Annotated in this window: 20 protein-coding genes and 1 pseudogene; 13 read left to right on the top strand and 8 right to left on the bottom strand. The window is 59.6% G+C overall.

Going from position 1 to position 20,232, the window contains the following annotated elements:
* Positions 1-383 precede the first annotated feature (383 nt).
* The 8 genes and pseudogenes from KHO30_RS02670 to KHO30_RS02635 all read left to right on the top strand — a co-directional run bounded on the left by KHO30_RS02670 (position 384) and on the right by KHO30_RS02635 (position 6,377).
* Positions 384-815, top strand: a complete 432-nt coding sequence (locus tag KHO30_RS02670; protein WP_093634200.1) for a VOC family protein — start codon at positions 384-386, stop codon at positions 813-815.
* Between the two features lie 62 nt (positions 816-877).
* Entirely contained in the window at positions 878-1,633 is a 756-nt protein-coding gene (pxpB, locus tag KHO30_RS02665; protein ID WP_211699958.1) for a 5-oxoprolinase subunit PxpB, read from the top strand.
* Positions 1,630-2,577 carry a 5-oxoprolinase subunit C family protein gene (locus tag KHO30_RS02660; protein ID WP_211699957.1) on the top strand — a complete coding sequence of 316 codons (948 nt, stop codon included), beginning with the start codon at positions 1,630-1,632 and terminating at the stop codon, positions 2,575-2,577. The genes pxpB and KHO30_RS02660 overlap by 4 nt, the downstream gene beginning before the upstream one ends.
* Positions 2,570-2,722 (top strand): annotated as a pseudogene (locus KHO30_RS39135) (LamB/YcsF family protein); the annotation flags it as partial. The gene KHO30_RS02660 and the pseudogene KHO30_RS39135, both read left to right, overlap by 8 nt.
* Positions 2,723-2,793: 71 nt before the next feature.
* Positions 2,794-2,910 (top strand): biotin/lipoyl-containing protein, encoded by a 117-nt coding sequence (locus KHO30_RS39690; RefSeq protein ID WP_408309662.1) that lies wholly within the window; start codon positions 2,794-2,796, stop codon positions 2,908-2,910.
* A gap of 223 nt (positions 2,911-3,133) precedes the next feature.
* Positions 3,134-4,456, top strand: coding sequence for an MFS transporter (locus tag KHO30_RS02645; protein ID WP_211699955.1), 1,323 nt, complete (start codon positions 3,134-3,136; stop codon positions 4,454-4,456).
* Positions 4,457-4,504: 48 nt separating this feature from the next.
* Positions 4,505-5,329, top strand: coding sequence for a putative hydro-lyase (locus KHO30_RS02640; protein ID WP_211699954.1), 825 nt, complete (start codon positions 4,505-4,507; stop codon positions 5,327-5,329).
* A 130-nt stretch (positions 5,330-5,459) separates the two neighbouring features.
* Positions 5,460-6,377: a LysR family transcriptional regulator gene (locus KHO30_RS02635; RefSeq protein WP_200652399.1), complete on the top strand. Its 918-nt coding sequence runs from the start codon at positions 5,460-5,462 to the stop codon at positions 6,375-6,377.
* Between the two features lie 36 nt (positions 6,378-6,413).
* Here the strand turns inward: KHO30_RS02635 and KHO30_RS02630 are convergent, their stop codons facing one another.
* Positions 6,414-7,367, bottom strand: a complete 954-nt coding sequence (locus KHO30_RS02630) for a LysR family transcriptional regulator (protein ID WP_211700944.1) — start codon at positions 7,365-7,367, stop codon at positions 6,414-6,416.
* A gap of 90 nt (positions 7,368-7,457) precedes the next feature.
* Between KHO30_RS02630 and KHO30_RS02625 the strand changes: the two genes are divergently transcribed.
* Positions 7,458-8,153, top strand: a complete 696-nt coding sequence (locus KHO30_RS02625) for a glutathione S-transferase family protein (protein WP_244863917.1) — start codon at positions 7,458-7,460, stop codon at positions 8,151-8,153.
* Positions 8,154-8,234: 81 nt separating this feature from the next.
* Positions 8,235-8,600, top strand: coding sequence for a nuclear transport factor 2 family protein (locus KHO30_RS02620; RefSeq protein ID WP_211699953.1), 366 nt, complete (start codon positions 8,235-8,237; stop codon positions 8,598-8,600).
* 195 nt (positions 8,601-8,795) lie between these two features.
* Here the strand turns inward: KHO30_RS02620 and KHO30_RS02615 are convergent, their stop codons facing one another.
* Positions 8,796-9,068, bottom strand: coding sequence for a hypothetical protein (locus KHO30_RS02615; protein ID WP_211699952.1), 273 nt, complete (start codon positions 9,066-9,068; stop codon positions 8,796-8,798).
* Positions 9,069-9,768: 700 nt separating this feature from the next.
* Here KHO30_RS02615 and KHO30_RS02610 point away from each other — a divergent pair.
* On the top strand, positions 9,769-10,806 hold the full coding sequence (locus KHO30_RS02610) for an HAF repeat-containing protein (protein WP_244863916.1): 1,038 nt from the start codon (positions 9,769-9,771) through the stop codon (positions 10,804-10,806).
* 104 nt (positions 10,807-10,910) lie between these two features.
* Here KHO30_RS02610 and KHO30_RS02605 read toward each other — a convergent pair whose 3' ends face one another.
* The 5 genes from KHO30_RS02605 to KHO30_RS02585 form a co-directional block, all read right to left on the bottom strand.
* Positions 10,911-11,549: a dihydrofolate reductase family protein gene (locus KHO30_RS02605; RefSeq protein ID WP_093634211.1), complete on the bottom strand. Its 639-nt coding sequence runs from the start codon at positions 11,547-11,549 to the stop codon at positions 10,911-10,913.
* A gap of 325 nt (positions 11,550-11,874) precedes the next feature.
* Positions 11,875-12,663, bottom strand: coding sequence for an acyl-ACP--UDP-N-acetylglucosamine O-acyltransferase (gene lpxA / locus KHO30_RS02600; protein WP_093634212.1), 789 nt, complete (start codon positions 12,661-12,663; stop codon positions 11,875-11,877).
* 89 nt (positions 12,664-12,752) lie between these two features.
* A complete protein-coding gene (locus KHO30_RS02595; RefSeq protein ID WP_211699951.1) occupies positions 12,753-13,838 on the bottom strand; it encodes a porin in 1,086 nt (361 codons plus the stop codon).
* 506 nt (positions 13,839-14,344) lie between these two features.
* The gene (locus tag KHO30_RS02590; protein ID WP_211699950.1) at positions 14,345-14,689 is read right to left on the bottom strand and encodes a DoxX family protein; all 345 of its coding nucleotides are present in this window, start codon (positions 14,687-14,689) and stop codon (positions 14,345-14,347) included.
* A gap of 2 nt (positions 14,690-14,691) precedes the next feature.
* Positions 14,692-15,615, bottom strand: coding sequence for an NAD-dependent epimerase/dehydratase family protein (locus tag KHO30_RS02585; protein ID WP_211699949.1), 924 nt, complete (start codon positions 15,613-15,615; stop codon positions 14,692-14,694).
* A 127-nt stretch (positions 15,616-15,742) separates the two neighbouring features.
* Here KHO30_RS02585 and KHO30_RS02580 point away from each other — a divergent pair, with 127 nt between their 5' ends.
* Complete coding sequence (locus KHO30_RS02580; protein ID WP_211699948.1) at positions 15,743-16,348, top strand: TetR/AcrR family transcriptional regulator; 606 nt, start codon at positions 15,743-15,745, stop codon at positions 16,346-16,348.
* 402 nt (positions 16,349-16,750) lie between these two features.
* On the opposite strand, the gene KHO30_RS02575 is transcribed toward KHO30_RS02580, so the two are convergent.
* A complete protein-coding gene (locus tag KHO30_RS02575; protein WP_211699947.1) occupies positions 16,751-17,500 on the bottom strand; it encodes a class I SAM-dependent methyltransferase in 750 nt (249 codons plus the stop codon).
* A 203-nt stretch (positions 17,501-17,703) separates the two neighbouring features.
* Between KHO30_RS02575 and KHO30_RS02570 the strand changes: the two genes are divergently transcribed.
* On the top strand, positions 17,704-20,226 hold the full coding sequence (locus tag KHO30_RS02570; protein WP_211699946.1) for a sensor domain-containing protein: 2,523 nt from the start codon (positions 17,704-17,706) through the stop codon (positions 20,224-20,226).
* The last annotated feature ends 6 nt before the right edge of the window (positions 20,227-20,232 follow it).

The following is a 20,232-nucleotide window of genomic DNA, read 5'->3' as shown; positions in this document are numbered from 1 at the left end:
GCGACGGCGGTGGCGCTCACGATACAACATTGGCCGTGAAGGTTTCCAGCTTACCGGCGCACTGTGTTGCTGGTCGAGATTACTTATCGCGAGACGTGAAGTCTCGTTCCCAATTACTCGAGAAACTTGTTCGTTCCCCGCGACCGACCAACCGCGATGCGTCGCGAGCTCACAATCCATCACGCTACTCACCGATCATCGCCACCATCGATTGATCTGTTTTTTTGATGCTCAGGTCAAAAATATATCGGTAGTCGAGCATTTCTGTCGTATCTAGACTTGGCTCCATAGCGTGAAGTACCGATTGCATCTCACGGCAACGGCACACCACGCAGGCTGCAAGCACACGCAGATCGATAACCCCACTGAGATTCAGTCATACCATGGACGCCACCACCAACATTCCCCCTTTCCATCTCGCCTTTCCGGTTCACAGCATCGCGTCGGCCCGCGAGTTCTACGGCGAACTGCTCGGCTGCCCTGAAGGACGTAGCGCCGAAGACTGGGTGGACTTCAACTTCTACGGTCATCAAATTGTCGCTCACCTCGCGCCGGAAGAAGTCGGCCACGTCAAGACCAGCGCCGTTGACGGTGATGCCGTGCCAGTGCGCCACTTCGGCGTCGTGCTGTCGATGAAGCAATGGTCCGAAATGGCCGGGAAGCTCACAGCGGCACACACGAAGTTCATCATCGAGCCGCACATCCGCTTCAAGGGTGAGGTCGGCGAGCAGGCGACGATGTTCTTCCTCGACCCGTCGGGCAATGCACTCGAGTTGAAGGCGTTTGCGAACATGGCTGCACTGTTCGCCAAGTAAGTCGTCTGCTCCGTCGCGCTGCGCGCGCCGTTCCCTCTTCGACATCATCGCCCTCTATCGTCATGAAACGGACTCTGGTTGCCAATCGCGACGAAATGCCGTCGTGGACAATCCACCCATCAGGAGAACGGCTGCTCATCGTCGAACTCGCGGGCGGCGACACCGTGCAGGCCAACCGGATGGCGCGCGCCTTCGCTGCGCGGATCGTGTCGTCACGGCCAGATTACGTCACGGACATCGTTCCGTCCTTGACGACTGTCGGCGTCCACTATGACCCGGCACGGGTGCCGCGCGATGCTACCCGGCGGATGCCGTTCGACACGATCTGCGACGCGCTCGGCGCGCTGCTGCAAATCGTCGATATCGTGCAGCCCGCGGCGACCCGTATTGTCGAAATTCCCGTGTGCTACGGCGACGAACACGGCCCCGATCTCGACGAAGCCGCCTGCGCATGCGATCTGTCGTCGACCGAACTCATCGAGCGTCACAGTCGCGCACCCGTGGACGTGATGATGCTCGGCTTTGCGCCGGGACATCCGTATATCGGCCTGTTCGATGAAACGCTTTCGCTGCCGAGGCGCGCAACACCCCGCACGGCTGTCCCGCCGGGCTCGATCGGCCTCGCGAACCGGCAAACAGTTATCTATCCGCTGACGTTGCCGGGCGGCTGGAATCTGATCGGCCGTACGCCGCTGTCGCTGTTCGCGCCAGCGCGCGCCGAACCGTGCCTCGTGCAGGCGGGCGATCAGGTCCGCTTCGTGCCGATCAGCGCGGCTCAATTCGACGCGCTCAACGAGCACCCGGGAGCCTCTCAATGAACATCGAAGTGATCAAGCCCGGCGCGTTGAGCACCTTTCAGGATCTCGGCCGTGTTGGCTTTCAGCATCTCGGGATTCCGGCAAACGGCGCCATGGACGAACGTGCCCACCGCATTGCCAACGCGTTGGTCGGCAATGCGTCGACGAACGCAACGCTTGAAATCACGCTGATGGGACCGACGCTGAGATTCCTGCACGACACAGTGATCGCGCTGAGCGGCGCCGATCTCGACGCGAAGCTCGACGCTACGCCGGTCCCGCTCGATCGGGCGACGATGGTGCCCGCCGGCAGCGAGCTTTCTTTCGGCAAGCGCCGCAGCGGCCTGCGCGCGTATCTCGCGGTGCGCGGCGGCTTCCGCTTCGATCCGGTGATGGGCAGCGCCAGCACCTACACGCGAGGCGGCTACGGCGGTCACGCGGGACGCCCATTGAAGAAGGGCGATCTGCTCGCCGCTCACGCGCCGACCCGACCTGTACCGCACCATCCGGACCGGACACTATTCGACGAAAACATTCTGAGCGCGCCGGACGCGCCGATCCGCGTACTGCCAGGCCGCGAATGGCAATACTTTTCGATGCAGGCGCAACAGACATTTCTGCGCGAACCTTACCGGCTCGCGCCGCAATCGGACCGCATGGGCTATCGCCTCGAAGGCGAGCGGCTCGATTTGAGCGCACCACGCGACGTCGCCTCCGAAGCGGTCGGCTTCGGTGCTATCCAAGTACCGGCGGACGGCCAGCCCATCATCCTGATGGCGGATCGGCAGACCACCGGCGGCTATCCAAAGATCGGTCACGTTTGCGCGGTCGATCTGCCCCGGCTCGCCCAGAAAATGCCTGGCGAATCCGTGCACTTCACCCGCGTCGATCTGGAAACCGCGCAACGGCTTCTGCTGTTGCAGGAGGACTGTTTCGCCGCACTGGAACAACACGGTCATGGTTGAAATCGACTTCAACAGCGATCTCGGCGAAAGCTTCGGCGTGTATCGCCTCGGCTGTGACGACGCAATACTTCAGCACGTAACGTCGGCCAACATCGCCTGCGGTTTTCATGCGGGCGATGCGCAGACTATCGCGGCCACCTTCGCCCGGCAGATCCGCGACGCGTTGACCCGCGCCGGTGTTCTCGTTACGGCGCCGAGCTGTTCGTGCTCGAATCGATGAAGATGGAAATTCGGGTCGAGGCGGATGTATCGGGCCACATCGGGTCGTATCTCGTCGCAGAAGGAGAAATGGTTGAGGAAGGTCAGACTGTGGCTCACCTCATTCCGGACTGAGCCGGTCGATCCTGTCACACCCGGGTATCCGTACTTATATTCGGCATGCTTATCATTTTAGAGGTTATTTCCTCGCTGTTTTTTCAGTCCCGGCCCGTGCTGAACGCATCCGGCCAACCCTAGCTGGGTGAACCGAAGCCACCGATCGTGCGTCGACCTCGCATCGAAGGAATCGGACGCTCTTTCTATTTCGTCCTAGTGTTACCGTCACGTGGGAATCATCATGTCGAATGCCTCAGCTGCAGAGTTCGATGTCGAAACGACGCCATCTTCGTCCGTACCCGGCACGACCGCCCGCAAAGCCGCCATCGCTGCAACCGCCGGCACCGCGATCGAGTACTACGAATTCGGTGTGTACGGTTATATGGCCGCGATCATCGGACCGCTATTCTTTCCTGCCGACAACGCCACCGCGTCACTGCTATCGGTACTGGCCGTGTTCGGCAGCGCGTTCCTGATGCGCCCGATAGGCGGCATCGTGCTCGGCCGGATCGGGGACAGAATCGGACGCCGCTCGGTCCTGCTCGTCACGGTGATCGGCATGGGCATCGCAACCGCTGCGGTAGGCATGTTGCCAGTCGCCTCCACAGCGGGTGTCCTCGCACCCGTTGCGCTGCTAGCCGTACGGCTCGTTCAGGGTTTCTTTTCCGGTGCCGAAGTGACCGGCGCCGCGGCCTACGTTGCGGAATCGGCGCCGCGCGGCAAACGCGGCCTGTTTGGTTCCGCAACGCCGGTCGGTGTCGCGATCGGCGGCTCGCTTGCAGCGGCAGTCTGCGGACTGACGACTGCATCGGTCAATAGCGCCGCACTGCATGACTGGGGCTGGCGCATCCCGTTTCTCATGGCGGTGCCGCTCGTCGTGATTGCAGCGTATATGCGGCGGCGTATTGACGAATCGCTCGCGTTCAAGAAGGTCCTCGAAGCAAGCGAGCCCGTCAAGGCACCGTTGCGCGAAGTCCTCGCCCATCATCGTGGCGCGATGCTCAGGGTATTTCTGGTGTCGTTCGGACAGAATGCCGGGTACTGGGTCGGCTTCGTGTTCATGAGCATCTATATGATCACGTACCTGAAGTACGACAAGACCAGTGTCTTCTGGATGATGTCGCTCGTGAGCATGACGATGGCCGCATTGATGCCGCTCTGGGGTGCGCTGTCCGATCGGATCGGACGCCGCAGAGTGCTCGCGATCGGCTTCGCTTCGTACGCGGTCCTCGTGATCCCGATGATGATGCTGATGAACCACCACAATATGCCGCTGGCGTTTCTCGCGATGTTCATCGTCGCGTTGCCGATGCCGATCGTGCAGTCGGTCGGTTACCCGACCTACACCGAGCAGTTCCCGACGCGCGTGCGCTACACCGGCATGGCGTTCAGCTTCAACTTCGGCGCGATCCTCGGCGGCGGTGTCACGCCGTATCTCGCCACCGCGCTGATCGGCCACACCGGCAATCTGCTGAGTCCCGCGTTCCTCCTTGTCGGCGCCGCGGTGGTCGCGCTCGTGACCCTCGCCGGCATCCGGGAAACGGCCGACACATCGCTCGCCTGACACCAACACACGCAGCGCTTACTTCGCGCCTCAACACGGACACCTGGCATGACGCAAACCACTACAGTCCGCGTCGACGTTGAAGCTCAAGCCGCGCTCGCGCCAACGCCAAGGACAGAGCGCGCGAGAATACGGGCAGGCTTCAGCGGCAACACCAGCGGCATGGCGCCTGGCTACGCGCAAGGCAACCTCGTCGTGTTGCCGAAGGCGTGGGCGGACGATTTCGCCGCCTATTGCCGCGCCAATCCGACACCTTGTCCGTTGATCGGCATGACCGAACCCGGCAGCAGCCTCGTGCCGATGCTCGGCGACAACATCGATCTGCGCACCGACCTGCCTCGCTATCGCGTATGGCGCGACGGCGAACTGGTCGAAGAACTCGACGATGTCTCGGCGTTGTGGCAAGCGGATTGGGTCGGCTTCGTGATCGGCTGCTCGCTGTCGTTCGAACACGCTTTGCAGGTTGCCGGTCTGAACGTGCGTCACGTCGACGAACAGAAAGTGGTGCCGATGTACCGCACGTCGATTCAGACGCGGCAGGTGGGCGCTTTCCGCGGGCCGATGGTGGTGTCGATGCGGCCTTACACGCCGGAGCATGCAGCGATCGCGTATGCAGTCTGCGAGAAGCTGCCCGGCGCGCACGGTGCGCCCGTCCATATCGGCGACCCGGCCGCGATCGGCATCCGCAACGTCAATGTGCCCGACGAAGGCGAGCCGACCGCGATTCTCGACGGCGAAACACCGGTGTTCTGGGGCTGCGGTGTCACACCGCAAGCCGCAGTGATCGAAGCACGCCCACCGATCTGCATCACGCATGCGCCCGGTCACATGCTGATCTGCGATGTCCGGACCGACGACCTGAAGCTGCTTTGACTTCGCTCGCGGCAGCCTGCACTCAATGCCTGGTGCGGGCGGTACAAGCGGTCTGTTTTTTTGCGCCGCCGCTTTGTGATGAAATACACGCCACACCAACGCCAGCGGCCATCCCACCGCCCCAGACGCCATGATGCGCGAACTCAAGACGTTCCTCGCCGTAGTCCGCTTCGGCACCTTCGGCAATGCCGGCTCGCATATCGGTCTGACGCAATCGGCGGTGAGCGCGCAAATCAAACGGCTGGAAGAAGATCTAGGGTTTCCGCTCTTCGATCGGACCGGACGCTCCGCAACACTCAACGAAGCCGGCATCAGAACTGCTGCCGTCGCCGAAGATCTGCTTCGGCAATATGCGACGCTCTCCGCTCAGGCCGGCGACTCGAGCGCAACCGGCTTTCTTCGCATTGGCGCCATTGCATCGGCCCAGGCTTCGTTGCTGGTATCCGCGATTCAAAGGTTTCGTGTGAGCTCGCCGGGTTGGCACGTGCGCGTCGTGCCTGGCGTATCGCTGAATCTGCTGGCACAGGTCGACTCCGGCGACGTGGATGCCGCGCTCATCATCAAACCGCCGTTCGCGTTGCCAGCCGAATTGAAGTGGCACCTCCTCTGCGCCGAGCCCTTCGTTCTACTCGTGCCTAAGAAGCTCGCAAAGACGCCCTGGCGCGAATTGCTCGCATCGGAGCCGTTTATTCGCTACGACCGGAACTCGTTTGGCGGCCGTCTCGTCGAGCGCTTTCTGCGCAGGATACGCGTGCGCGTACATGACGTCGTCGAACTCGACGAGTTGCAAGGTATCGTCGGCCTCGTCGAACAAGGCGTAGGCATTGCGTTGATACCGAACGCGGCATCGCTGCATATTCCACGAGGTCTCGATAAGCTGTCGCTCGGCGAGCATACATTCAGCCGTGAGATCGGGCTGGTCGAGCGCGGCGGGCAAACTCAACGGACGGCGATTGCCGAATTCAATCGCTGCGTCGTCGAGGCGGCGCCGGGCGGCAGAGCTTCGTCCGCGACGATGACACAACGCTCCGGCTCGGCCGGGGCTTGAATGGCGTTAGCGCCGCCTCATTTGCAGCGGACACCATCATTTGATGCGATGGCCAGGTGGTTTCCAACCCATCAGTGTCTCTGCGCTCCATTCCGCTGCGGCAAGTCTGGAGATGAAGAAATCAGCCAACGCGCTAACCTTCGCTGGCCGGGCGCGGGCAGTAGGGGTAACAAAATACAGACCACCTTCGGGTAGTCGCCAATCAGTCAGAATCGGTTCAAGCTGTTTGTCCGCGAAATACTGTGTCGCGACAAACTCGGGAAGCTCCGCAATGGCAAGTCCTGCGATGAGCATGGGCAGTAACGCTTCTACGCTTGTTACTCGCAATGCCCCAGTTGGTGTGATCGTGCATTCCTCGCCACCTTGGTGGGTAAAGCGCCAAACGTCGCGCTTGCTCCTGTTGGCGTAGGTCAGGCACTGGTGGGCGCCAAGATCGTGTGGGTGCTGCGGTCGACCACAGCGCAACAGATAGGCTGGAGATGCCACGACAAACCGACGCACGGGTGCAATGAGACGTGCAGCGAGTGACGAGTCTTCCATGATCGCGATACGAAGCGCGGCGTCGAAGCCATCCCCGATCAGATCGGCATGGACATCCGTGAGATGAAGATCCACGGCAATATCCGGATAGGTCCGGAAGAACTCAGGCAGCAGCGGGGCAACCCAGCGAGCACCGAAGGACAGTGGTGCGGCGAGCTTTACCAGGCCACGCGGCCGGCTCGAGGTCTCACGCGCGAAATCCTCGGCCTCCTCGGCGTCAGCGTAGATTTTCGCCGCTCGCTCGGCAAGCGTATGGCCGTAGTCCGTGAGTGCAAGTCGTCGGGAGGTACGGTTAAAAAGCCTCCCCCCGAGTCGCTCTTCCAGGCGGGTGACCGCCCGGGAAACCGTGGCGACAGAGACGCCCATTGCCGCCGCCGCGGCTGCAAACGAACCTTCTTCAGCGACCTTCGCGAACATCGCGAATCCTTCAAAGTCCGGTAATTTTGACATCGGCAATTTTGCAACGATGGTTTTCAATCATTTCTATTTCGAAAAGTAGCACGCTGCCATAGATTTGTCTCGTCGCACAGGAGATAAATCATGGAACGAAAGAGGACACCAGGGCTTGTCGATCTCGCCAGCCCCGATGCCACGCAACAACAGAGCATGCTCGAAGTTCATGCTTTCGCCACGCCCAACAGCGTCAAAGTTCCCATCGCACTGGAAGAGATGGGGCTCGACTATCGGCTGGTTCCCGTCAATCTGCGCCAGGGCGAGCAGAAGACCGACGCCTTCAAGGCAATGAATCCCAACGCGAAGGTCCCGGTTCTCATCGACCGATCGGTTCCTGGGGATGGCGACGTGATACTCAGCGAGTCTGCCGCGATCCTCGTGTACCTCGCAGAGAAGACCGGGCAGCTTCTTCCGAAAGACGGCCCCCAACGCGGCAAGGTCTTCGAGCAACTTTTCTTCCACGCATCCGGCCTCAGCCCGGCGTTCCTGCAGTCATTCCAGGTCGCGATCCAGGCGTCGCCGCAACCCGAGGCAAAAGCGCGGGCGCTGGCGGAGGTCGATCGGACGCTGGGCGTGCTCAACCAGATTCTCGAGCGTCATCCATACGCTGCTGGCGTCGAGTACAGCATCGCAGACATTGCTCATTTCGGGTGGGTATGGCGTCATCAGGCGATCGGAGCGGCCCTCGACAAATTTCCGTTCGTCACTCGCTGGTACGAAGAGATTTCGACGCGACCGGCTGTCGTCGCAGCCATCGCAAAGACCGTGGCGCTCGCTCAGTAATGCGATGCAACCTCCAATTCCCCAGACTTCTACACATCGTGACGTGGCTCTGTCCACAGTCAATCACCAAGGAGAATCGCAATGAACGACCGTATCCATGAACTGCTTTATCGTAACCTTCAGGAGGTCTTTGGCGAAGGTGACGCAGAGCGTCGTCGCGCAGCCATCGAGGAGCTTTATACCGAAGATTGTGTGCTCTACGTGCCTCCGGGTACATTCGTCGGGCACGACGCTCTCGACAAATTCGCGGGAGATCTTCGGGCGACGCACCCGCATTTTGTTTATGCGCCGCACGGTGAAGCGCAGGCCCTCCACAATGCTGGTCGCCTCGCATGGGGTTCCGGTCCGCGTGGTGAGGTACCCGACTATACGGGCGTGGATGTCATCATCGTTCGCGACGGGAAGATTGAAGCACTCTACGTCTTTCTGGATTCCGTGCCGTCATAGCCGCGCCATGATCCACTTGGCTTCACATATTTCGTAGCGAAATCACCGCGCAAAGCGAAATAAACCCAGCGGCAGATTCCTGAAAGCGAAAACGCGCAGATTTATCTGCGCGTCTCTACGTCATTCCATCAACAGACCAAGGACGTCCAGGCAGCACTCAGTCAACGACACAAGGCTGCAATCAATCCGGTCAATTTATGCGCCGCCGAAAAACACGGGCTTCATTCCATCATTCGGGTCCGGGCGAACAGAGCCTTGAATTTTATGTCCCAGGTGGAAGACAGCGGTGCCGAACGAACGCAGCTCATGATGGCCGCCCGACGCTGAAGTACCGTCAGCAACACCGCCAAAACCGGTCGCAGCGCTAGTTTGTGCGGCCGGAGCGACCGCTTCGTTGGATTGAGCAAAAGATGAGACAGCCGGAATTGCAAGAGCAGCTGCGACGATGAGCGATTGAACGAGTTTCATGATACTTACCTCCAGACTTCGTTTGTTCCGCAAACGCCCGTTTGCGTTTCAGTGCTTGCAGTCTAGGCTTGGGCCTGCTCGCAATTAAGTACCTGCGGAACAAAACAATGTTGAAAAAATAAGTACAAACCCTTAGAACCGAGCGTCGCGCATGCAGCATGCTTGCGTTTGCCTTGCCATCTACACCACCATGACCTCAGTTCGCGCCCCAATCAAACAGCAGAAATCCTGCGAGTCGAGCGCTCAAACGCGAGCGAGCGTTTGACCCGCTATCAAGCAAAGGCAAGTCATCGCAATTTTGCATTGTCATTAATTTGCCTCGCTATTTAATAAGTTGAAACAAGGCATTCCATAGACTAGAGTGGTCGGTAACTTCTATCTGCCTACATATTCGAATCTCCGACACGGAAAGCGGATAACAGGCTATCTCGTCATTGATCACGGTGACCCATGGTGGATCATCGGTAGCGTCTTGGTTGTACCAGCCAGCAATCCTAACTAACCGCGCCCGCTTTGCGATGAAAGCCAGCGCAATTTATCCCGCTATAGACGCGCGAACGGCATATATAGCAAATTTTTATTTTGCAAAAGACTCGACTTTCTTTCGATCTGCTCCTATATCGAAACGCAAGGTGTGCCCCGCTGTGCCGCATTTGAATTTATCGCAATCCGGGTTTTATCCCAGGAAAAGGGGATCACTATGCAATCCGCATGCAACATGATTGGCAATGTGCGCTATGTTCGCCGCGTCCTGATTGTTTTCACTCTGATCGCGGTCGCTGCATTCCAGCCTGCCGCAGGCCAAAGTCTCACCATCAAAGATCTCGGCGCGCTCCCCGGTGAATTTAACTACAGCAACGCGCTCGGGATCAACGAGCGCGACCAGGTGATCGGCTACTCGATCACAGCGGGCGGCAACACGCACGCTTGTCTGTTTGAAAACGGCGTGGTGACCGACTTGGGCACGCTCCCCGGTGGCAGCTACAGCTCGGCTAGCGCGATCAACAATCGCGGCCAGGTGGTCGGTTCCTCGAGCACCGCGCGTGGGAATTCGCACGCCTTTCTGTTCGAACACGGGGCGATGACCGACCTGGGTACGCTCCCCGGCGGCGACTTCAGCGGAGCTAACGGGATCAACGAGCGCGGCCAGGCGGTTGGTTTAGCGTCCAACCTACGCGGGTACGTTCACGCTGCCCTGTTTGAAAACGGTGTGGTGACCGACTTGGGCACGCTCCCCGGCGGCAGCGATAGCGGAGCTTTGGGGATCAACAATCGCGGCCAGGTGGTCGGCTATTCGTCCATCGCAGGTGGGTACGCGCACGCCTTTCTGTATGAACACGGGGTGATGACTGACCTGGGCACGCTCCAGGGTACTAACGGCAGCAGCCATGCTCAGGCGATCAACAATCGCGGCCAGGTGATCGGCATATCGTCTACCGCAAGCGGGGACGTGCACGGCTTTCTGTTTGAAAACGGGGTGATGACTGACCTGGGCACGCTCCCCGGTCGCAACGACAGCAACGCTTTTGGGATCAACAATCATGGCCAGGTGGTCGGCGAGTCGGATACCGGAACCAACCCGTACTTGCCGCACGCGTTTCTGTTTGAACACGGGGCGATGGCCGACCTGGGCACGCTCCCCGGGGACAACTTCAGCGAAGGTGTCGGGATCAACGAGCACGGCGATATCGCGGGTAACTCCACGTTGCACGCTATCCTTTGGACACGAAAAAAATGATTGGCAGTCTCTAGTGGCCCACAAGTCATGTTGACATTGCGGGACGAGCATAGCCAACGGCACGGTTCAGCGAACCGTCCGCTGCAGCCGATTGTTAGGCACCCTCACTGACGCACATAGCGCAAGTGTGTGGCAGCCGGACCATCGAGAACCCTGTCAATGCGAAACTGCGGCCCGGGCTCGCGCAGGTTCTCGAAGAGACGCCGCCCACTGCCGAACAACACGGGTGACAAGGCAATTTCCAGTTCGTCAACGACACCCATGGTCAGGTACTGCTGGATCACATCGGCTCCACCCGCGATACGAACATCACGACTGCCTGCGGATTCCCGAGCCAGCTCAAGGGCACGCTCCGGCCCGTCATTGATGAAGTGGAAGGTCGTGCCACCCGGGCGCACCCAAGGTTCGCGTTTCTCATGGGTAAGAACGTATACCGGTGTGTGAAACGGAGCCTCCTCTGGCCAGGCGCGCTCGCCTTGCTCGAACATTCGCTTGCCCATAATGTTGGCACCGATGCGCTCCGTGGTGCTGCGAAGCAGGTCATTGACCGGGCCGGTCTCTCCCCCTGGTCCGAGCTTGAGGTTCTCGCGGAAGTACTGTTGATTGAAGATCCAGGCCATCAACGCCCCCCACTTGGCGCCCCAGTTCTTGTACTCAGGCGTGTCCCAATTCTCCATGGTCATTCCTTCCGGTGCCATGTAGCCATCGAGGCTAAGTCCAATGTTGACGAATACTTTGCTCATGATTGTCCTCTCGCATGTTCGGATGTCGCCTAACTTTGATATGAGGCGACAGTTTTGCGCCCCAATTTCGAAGACTGCCGGTTCAGGAAGTACAGCTTTGTACTTGCTCGAACGCGGCTTTGAGAAATGCCGCGACGTCCGCGGGAGATTGCTCCTGTGCTTGCAGAACACCCCCTAATGTGATGCCCCTGGTCAGGCAACGCTTCGACTCAGCCACGGCGGCGGGGCCAGAGAGCGTCGGCCATCTCGGACCATTGTGAACCTCCTGCTGTCAAGATCATAGGAGCCCACCGCAGGCATTAGCAGCTAACCCTCCCTACCGTCCTCACCGAATCAAACCGCGGGTCGAGCGATCAAGGAAATCGTAAAAAGGCTTAACCTCGGCATGGGCTGTTGCAATCTCAGCAATCTCCGGCTTCGCTTGGTCAAGCGTCTTCCCGCTACGGTAAAGCAGCTTGTAGGCGTTCCGGATAGCTTGTATCGCCTCCTTGCTGAAACCACGGCGTTGTAGCCCCGTGGTATTCACTCCGACAGGTGAAGCATGATTGCCTTGAGCAATAACAAACGGCGGCACATCTTGCGCGACACCAGAACACCCCCCCACCATAACGTGCGCTCCGATGACGCAGAATTGATGGACTGCGCACATTCCGCCGATGATCACGTGATCATCCACGATAACGTGACCGCCTAGCGTTGCATTGTTTGCCAGAATGCAATGGTCACCAACAATGCAATCGTGGGCAACGTGAGCATTGACCATCAGAAGGTTGTCGTTTCCAACCTTGGTGATACCGCCTCCTTGGACCGTGCCGCGATGGATCGTGACACTCTCGCGGATTCTGTTGCGATCACCCACTTCCACGACGGTTGGCTCCCCAGCGTACTTCAAGTCCTGGTTGTCTTCTCCAATCGTGGCGAAAGGATAGATTGTGTTGTCTCGGCCAATGCGGGTGTGCCCGCTTACGACAACGTGCGACTTAAGGACGGTGCCTTCGCCAATCTCGACGTCACCACCTATACAGCAGTAGGGACCAATGCGAACGCGAGCCCCAATGACGGCACCTTCTTCAATAACTGCGGTGGGGTGGATGACAGCCGTTTCGTCGATCACAAATGCAGCCTCTCGGGAATGTCAGCATTAGACTTTAGCTCAAATTAAATGCTTGAGCAGCAAGCTGCGATTCGCTTTCCGCCGTACCCTCAGAATTTGTGTACGATCCCAACCCCGATGCCGCGCGTGTCAGTGCCGGGCGTGATCGTCAAGCCCGAATATGCCGTGCCGGCCAGCGTATAGGCCGCCTGATTCCTGTTCTGGATAAAGCCGGCGGCGGTGTAGAGCTCGGTCGCCTTGGACAGGGCGTACTCGAAAAGCAGGCCCAGTTCCTGCGCATTGTTGCCCCCTCCCGTGCGGTCGTGCACGTAACCGTACATCAGCGAACATAAAGCATAAGGCGAGACCTGATACGAGTCCGATATCTGGTAGACGTCGTGCTGCATGTATTTTGGCGTGTTGGTCAGGTTCTCCGTGTGATAGGCCAGCCAGATGCGATTGGCCCCGATCGCATACGAAGCACCTGCGTTGAACACGCTAAACACCGCGCCAGGACCCGCGGCAGCACCGCCCGCCAACGTATAGCTACCACCCGCTCCGACGGCGGGCTCATCTCCTCGTTCGTAACCAGCCGCTACATTCAACGGCCCGTTGATGTACTGGACGACAACGTTGTAGAACCCTACGCCGCTGCCCGCCCCGGTACTCGGATCACGCAACGCCACCATAAATTTGGCATTCAGCCCGCCAAACGTAGGCGTGTAATAGGAGATGCCATTGTTCGCGCGGATGATCAGGCCGTTAAAATTATTCATTGGCGACGCGATGCTTTTAACCCAGGAAGGGTCCATCGCTGCCTGAAGAACGTCGTATTGCGGCGAGTTTTGCAAACCAAAACGGACTTCTCCGAATCCGCCGGACAGGCCGACGAACGCGAGACGATTAAAGGCTTCGGCCGCATTTGTCGCAGCACCTGTCTGACCGGAGAAGGCTTGCTCCAATTGGAAATTGACGCGCAGGCCGTCGCCGATATCCTCACTGCCCTTAAAGCCGAAACGTGTCGCGAACAGTCCACCAGGCACCGCGCGAATCGCCGAATTGTCGCCGCCCGAACTTTGATAGACGAAGCCATTGTCGAGCACGCCATAGAGCGTGACCGACGACTGAGCGAACGCGGAGGAGGCGGACACACACGACAAGACTGCGCCGGATGCGAGAGTGATAAACCTTTTCATGCGGTGTCTCCATTTTTATCCGCATCGGCACGCCGATGCTTTTATAAATATCTATTTTGTTTGTACAGCTAATATAAAAGTCATGCGATTAGCACTCGAACGTCCCAGATACGCCCGGGTATGTCGGGGTTATGGAGGGGTCGTCGATTCCGGTGAACAGCGCACTGAAATTCATCTGGCAAGGTTAGTCGCGCGAACGGCGATGGGTCCATGGATAAAACTTAGATTGGTTGGGATTTTTCTTATATGAACCGGACGGGGTAAACCAGTATCTATGCCGTGGGTCGCGCGCACTTTCGGAGTTCGTCGAACGATCCATGCGTGGAAAAAAATGAGCCCTCGAAGGATGCCCGCCTTGAGGACAAAAAGTAGGCACATGCCGCACGCGATCAAATTGGAGTTGCTCCAATGCCGCTATCCATATGCGTATTTCAAGCACATGCAGCGCGGATTGCCCGCGCGGGCTGTTGGCGTCTAAGGCTCACTCGCCTGGTGGCGAGCAAGCCTCAACCGCGGAGCGCCACTGTAGCCACCACGAGAGCGGAGAAGACCAGCGCCGGGGCGAGATGCCCGAACGGCTCCCGGTTTCGTAGCAACGTGATGAGCGCGGCGACCATGATCGCACCGGCCAGCGTTAGGCCCAAAACTCTGGTTTGTTGTCCAAAAAGAAGTGCCGCAGACAACAGCTCAAGCGCGCCACAGAGAAAACGAAACCACGCCGGGTAACCCCAGCGTGCGAAGTCGCGCTTCACCGCGCCGAGTCCTATGAGATTGACCACCCCAGCAACCGCGAACAGGACCGCTACGATCATCGCGAGAATCGACTCGAAAGATGCAGTGTTCCACGCCATGGTCATGCTCCGTTGAGTTGCTGAAAGTGCGTTTGTACAGAGAGGTCCGCAATCAGGCCGGGTCCTTGGGGCTTCCACGCAAGAACTTGCCGGGCGTGCTGGCCGCTTATTACCTGGTCGAGCGCCAGTGCGTCAGCGAACGGTCCAAGCGAATTGCGAGCATCGTCGAGCGGCCAGAGTTCGACGCGATCTGCGCTGACCGAGGCCCGAATCGCTTCACCCATTTCGGCAACGGCAACGGCATCTTCCGCGACCACGTTGAAGATCTGTCCCGCGACTCGACCGTCCTCACTTGCCGCCCGCTCCACCGCACTCAGGTAGGCCGTGGCGAGATCATCGACGTGAACGGCAGGCCAGTGGTTGCGACCGTCACCGACGATCCTCACACCGCCGGTCTGACGGACCATGCCGGCAAGCATGCCGAAGACGCCGCCGCCGTAGCCGTGCACCATCGCCGGCCTGAGGACCACTGCAGCAATCGAGCGGCGTGCTGCTAGCGCCAGCACCTGTTGCTCCACTGCGGGCCGCCAGGCGATGAGTGGTGTCGGGTTAAGCGCCGATGCTTCAGTCGCGGGCTCCCCCTCCGTATTGCCGTAGACCCAGGTGCCCGACGTGTAGACAAACGCCGCGCCCGGACGCAAATGCGAAAGCATCGCTACAGCCGCGGCCTCATCAGCGGCACCAGCGGAGGCATCGTTGGTCGACGCGGCGTGCACCACGCCGTCAGCGGCGCCGGCAGTCGCAGCGAAAGATTGTGGCTCGCGCAGGTCGCCGGAATGCAGTGTCACACCGAGGCGTGCCAGCGCGCTGGCGGCCGCCGAGCTGTCCTGGCGCACGAGCGCCGTTACCTGATGACCGAGGCTGATCGCCTTGCGTGCGACCGCTTGCCCGATGAAGCCAGTACCACCTGTCATGAACAGTTTCAAAGCGTTCTCCAATGATTGGCTGCGAAGTTGAAAAGCCATACAACGAGACTTGCCGGTCTCGTTTTGCCAAATCTAAACGAGACTGGCCAGTCTTGTCAACTACTCAACGATCTGTTATTTATCTGGGATGGACACTTCTTCTCTCTCCGGCCTGAGCCCGCTGCAATGCCGCAAGCGGTCTGCAATCCTCGACGGCGCAAGAACCGTTTTCTTACGCGAAGGTTTCGGTTTGGCAACGATGGACGATGTCGCCTCGGCCGCCGGCGTCGGCAAACAGACGGTCTACCGCCACTTCAAATCGAAGGAGGCGCTCTTTGTTGGTCTGGTGAGCGCGATGTGCGCTCAGGTGGGCGCGGTGCTTGCGAGCGCTCAGGGCGAGCAATCCGATGGCGCACCCGAAGTCGAGTTGCGCGAGTTGGGATGGGTGCTGGCACGAAGCCTTATTACGCCGGATAGTCTGGGGCTTTACCGGGCCATCGTTGCCGAGGCCGCGCGTTTTCCGGAACTCGGCCAGGTGTTTTACGAAAATGGTGCAAAGGTCGTGCGCGCCTTCGCCGCAAAAATTCTGCAAAAGCGATTTGACGAATCGACCGCTGCATTGCGGGCAGCGACATTCGTTCAGTTGGTGTTAGGCGACGCGCATCTGGAACTGACACTTGGCTACACGGTGCCCGATGTTGATGCGCGCTTTGCGCTGCAGATTGATGAGGCGGTAGCGGCTGCACTTCGCTAAGGAGCGGCACATAGCATGCGGAATGCAACAACGTGTGGCGCGAGAAACATTTCCATCCCGCCCGCGGTCACGCGATGCCGCTAGCTTTAGTCAGCAGTTCGCCGAGGTGTATTGAAACCGGGTCTTCGGGCGAACGCCGTGCTAGAAAGCGGTCCAGTTCTCGACGTGCGCCAACTGCGTCGCCTGTCCTCGCGAGCACAAACGCGAGCGCGATAGGATGCTGGATATAGTTGTAGAAGCCCAAGCCACCTGTCGACAGATAGCCTCGTAGCCATTCGAATGCCGCAACGACGTCTTCGACAGAATTAACGCGTCGCCAAAATTCGTCTGCACGCGCAATCGATAGCTAGATTGACCGCGAGTCAACAACTTCTACTCTGAGAGGACGGCGTTATCCGTGATTCACGCGTGGCATATTGCAATGATTTCAGTGCTCGATGCTTCCTGGAATGGACCTCCGCTCCAATCCCCGAACCATTCAATCTCACTGAATCCGGCTACGTTGATGTTGCTCGCCAATTCTTCGCAGGACATGAAACGCAATCGGCTTTTGCTGACATGCTGCGTGTTGTCGCGACCGAAAACATAATGCGTCTCGAACTCCACGAGCGGTTCAGCAACTGCAATGCATTCGTGAAAGACGTCAACGGGACCATGCTTGTCCGATTGGATCGAGCGTGCTGATAGCGCTGGAGTCCAGGCAGTCCAAGCCCGAGCGGCGGGATTGCGGGTCTCGAACATGAATCTCCCTCCCGCCCCGAGAATCTCGCGCACAGCCCGCAGCGTAGCTTGCACGTCGTAGTCGGTCAAAAGGCACTGAAATGCATGTCCAGTCATGGTCACCACGTCGAACGGCGCACGGCTCTGCGCGCTGGCGGCATCTCCTATGATCCATTCCACCTCGCTGGCCCCCGTGCGATGTCGAGCGTAGTTGATCATCATTGGTGAGGGGTCGACCGCGACGACCTCATGACCGGCGGCAGCCAGGCGGAGCGCGAAGGTTCCAGTACCACATCCCAAGTCCAGGACTTTCAGGTGCCGTTTGCCGATCTGCTCCGCGTAAAAAGCGTAATCCCAGTCTCCTGAATTCAGTAGATCGTAGAGGTCAACGAGTCTCGGATCGGCATAGAGTGAATTTTCAACGTCGGACATATTCCGGCGCTCCTTCGAGAGTAATTTTTCGTATGCGAACGGACAGCGAACGAATAGCGAGCATCGCACGACATACCTACCCAACACACCACCTGCGCATTCACTCACGACAAAATCAGGATATCCCTACAAGCCTTCCCCTGTGCCAACTCTAAGCGCGCGCCGTTTACCTGTCGAGAACGTGAAAAAGTACAGGACCCGCCATGCGCAGCACCACACGAACATTCCTCCTGTGGCTAAAAATCCGCCGCTATCGCCAAGCCTCCGAGCTGGGTTTCTCCCACCTTGCCGAGAACGCTTCGCTGTATATCTGCCGCTACGATCGCCACGGCCGCTTTCTCTACGTAAGCCCGAACATGGCAAAGGCTTTGAACGTCGGCCCGCACGACCTGATCGGAAAAATCTCGACCGTCACGCGTCATCCTGACGGCCGCTTCGACACTTACTATGACGCGCTCCAACAGGTTCTCGCGACCAGCGAGCCGAAGGAGTTAGAGCTCACCGTCCCTTTAGGCGGCGGGAACACGGCGATTCATCACGTGCGGCTGGTGGCGGAGCACGATTGGCTGAGACGGTTGGTAGGCGCGCTCTGCGTCGGCCGCGACATCACTGAGACGAGGCTGGTCGAAAGATCGCTTCGTGAGCAGGAGGCGGAGCTTCGCTCGCTGATGGAGGGCGCCCCCGACAACATCGCCCGCTACGACCGCGAATGCCGCATCACCTTCGCGAACCGCAACCTGATGCACCGCGTGAACGTGCCCGTGGCGCCGGTCGTCGGACAGCGGTCACACGACATCAGCTGGGGTGAGACGCTCGCGGCAGAAAAACGCCGCTACCGCGAAACACTCGAGCGCGTGATTCGAACCGGCGAAGCGGAGACCGTCGAAGTCCTGATCGGGGCGCCCGATTCGAACGAGCTGCGCCTGCACCACATCAAGATGGTGGCCGAGCGCGATCAGGACCAGCAGATCAAGGGTGCCCTCGTGTTCGGCCGGGACATTACCGAACGCAAGCGCATGGAGGAACTGCTGGCCGCCCACGAGCGCGAGTTTCGCTCCCTCGCCGAAAACCTGCCAGACATCATCGTCCGCTTCGATTGCGAAGGCCGGCGCACCTATGTCAACGGTGCTCACGAGCGCTTCACCGGCAGGCCGCTGGAGACGTTTCTCGGCAAAACAGTGCTGGAGATTTCCGCATTTTCGACGGACCAGCACACGTACCACGAGCAAATCCGCCAGGCCATCGAAACGGGCAGGGACTCCGACGTCGAATGGAAAGCGCGCGGCTCAGATGGCATCGAGCAAATTTTTCACACGCGGCTGCGACTCGAGCGCGATGTCAACGGCAAAGTGCTAGGCTTGCTCGCCGTCGCACGCGACATGACCGAAGTCTACGAATACCGGAGCAAGATCCATCAGCTCGCGTATTTTGACACGCTGACCGGACTTGCCAATCGCGCCCAGTTCAACGAGCGCATTTTGCAGGAGTTGCAGCAGGCCGCCCAGGAAGGCAGCAAGGTCGGCGTCCTGATGATGGACCTCGACCGCTTCAAGACTATCAATGACACGCTCGGCCACGTCGCCGGCGATCAATTGCTGTGCGAGGTCGCGCGGCGGCTCGAAGCGAGCGTGCGCGCCACGGACACCGTGGCTCGTCTCGGCGGCGACGAATTCATCATCGTCGCGCCGCACGTTCGCGACGCCGTGGAACTGCGCGGCCTCGCCGACCGCATACTATCGACCGTGGCCGCTCCGATGCAGCTCGAGGGTCGGGTGCTCGTGGTCCAGGCGAGCATCGGCATTGCCGTCTATCCCGATCATGGCGACGCCACGGAACAACTCGTGCGCTATGCCGACGGCGCCCTCTATCACGCCAAGGAGACCGGGCGCAACAACGTGCAGTTCTATACGCGCGACATCACGGACAACGCCACCGAACGCTTGCGTCTCGAAGCGGACCTGCGCCGCGGCATCGCCCGCGGTGAACTTGACGTCCACTACCAGCCGCAGATCGATCTCGCGACCGGCTGCATCGTCGGCGCGGAGGCACTGTTGCGCTGGCTGCATCCCGAACTCGGTTGGATACCACCGTCCGATTTCATCGGTATCGCCGAGGAGACGGGTTTGATCGTGCCGATCGCCGAGCAGGTCATGCGCAAGGCATGCAGCGTCGTTTGCCGATGGAACTCGTGGCAGAAGGGACAGCGACACATCGCCGTCAACCTGTCGCCGAGCCAGTTTCACCTGAGCCACCTGCCGACCGTCGTGCAGCGGGTCCTACACGACACCGGCTGCCGGCCGGAATGGCTTGAACTGGAGATCACCGAGGGGCTGCTGCTCGTCAACCATGCGACCACGCTCGACACGCTAAACGCCTTGAACCAGATGGGCGTACGCATCGCCATCGACGATTTCGGCACCGGCTATTCGGCGCTCAGCTACCTCACGCGCTTTCCCTTTGCTACGTTGAAGATCGACCGCTCGTTCACGCAGTCGGCCACCGGTTGCCCAAAAAACCGCGTGCTCGTGGAAGCCATCGTCGCGATGGCTCACGGCGTGGGGCTCACAGTGGTGGCCGAAGGCGTCGAGACGCGCGAGCTGGCCGACTGGCTTGCCGGCATCGGCTGCGACATGGGGCAGGGCTACCTATGGTCCAGCGCGGTTCCTGCGGACACGCTTCTCGAGATGGAAACGCACGTGGGCGGCGCTCTCAAGCTGTCCGGCTGATTAATG

Source organism: Paraburkholderia aspalathi (genome assembly GCF_905220735.1).
GTDB classification, from domain to species: domain Bacteria; phylum Pseudomonadota; class Gammaproteobacteria; order Burkholderiales; family Burkholderiaceae; genus Paraburkholderia; species Paraburkholderia aspalathi.
Note: the sequence above shows the minus strand (reverse complement) of the source record. Positions and strands in the feature narration are given on the sequence as shown.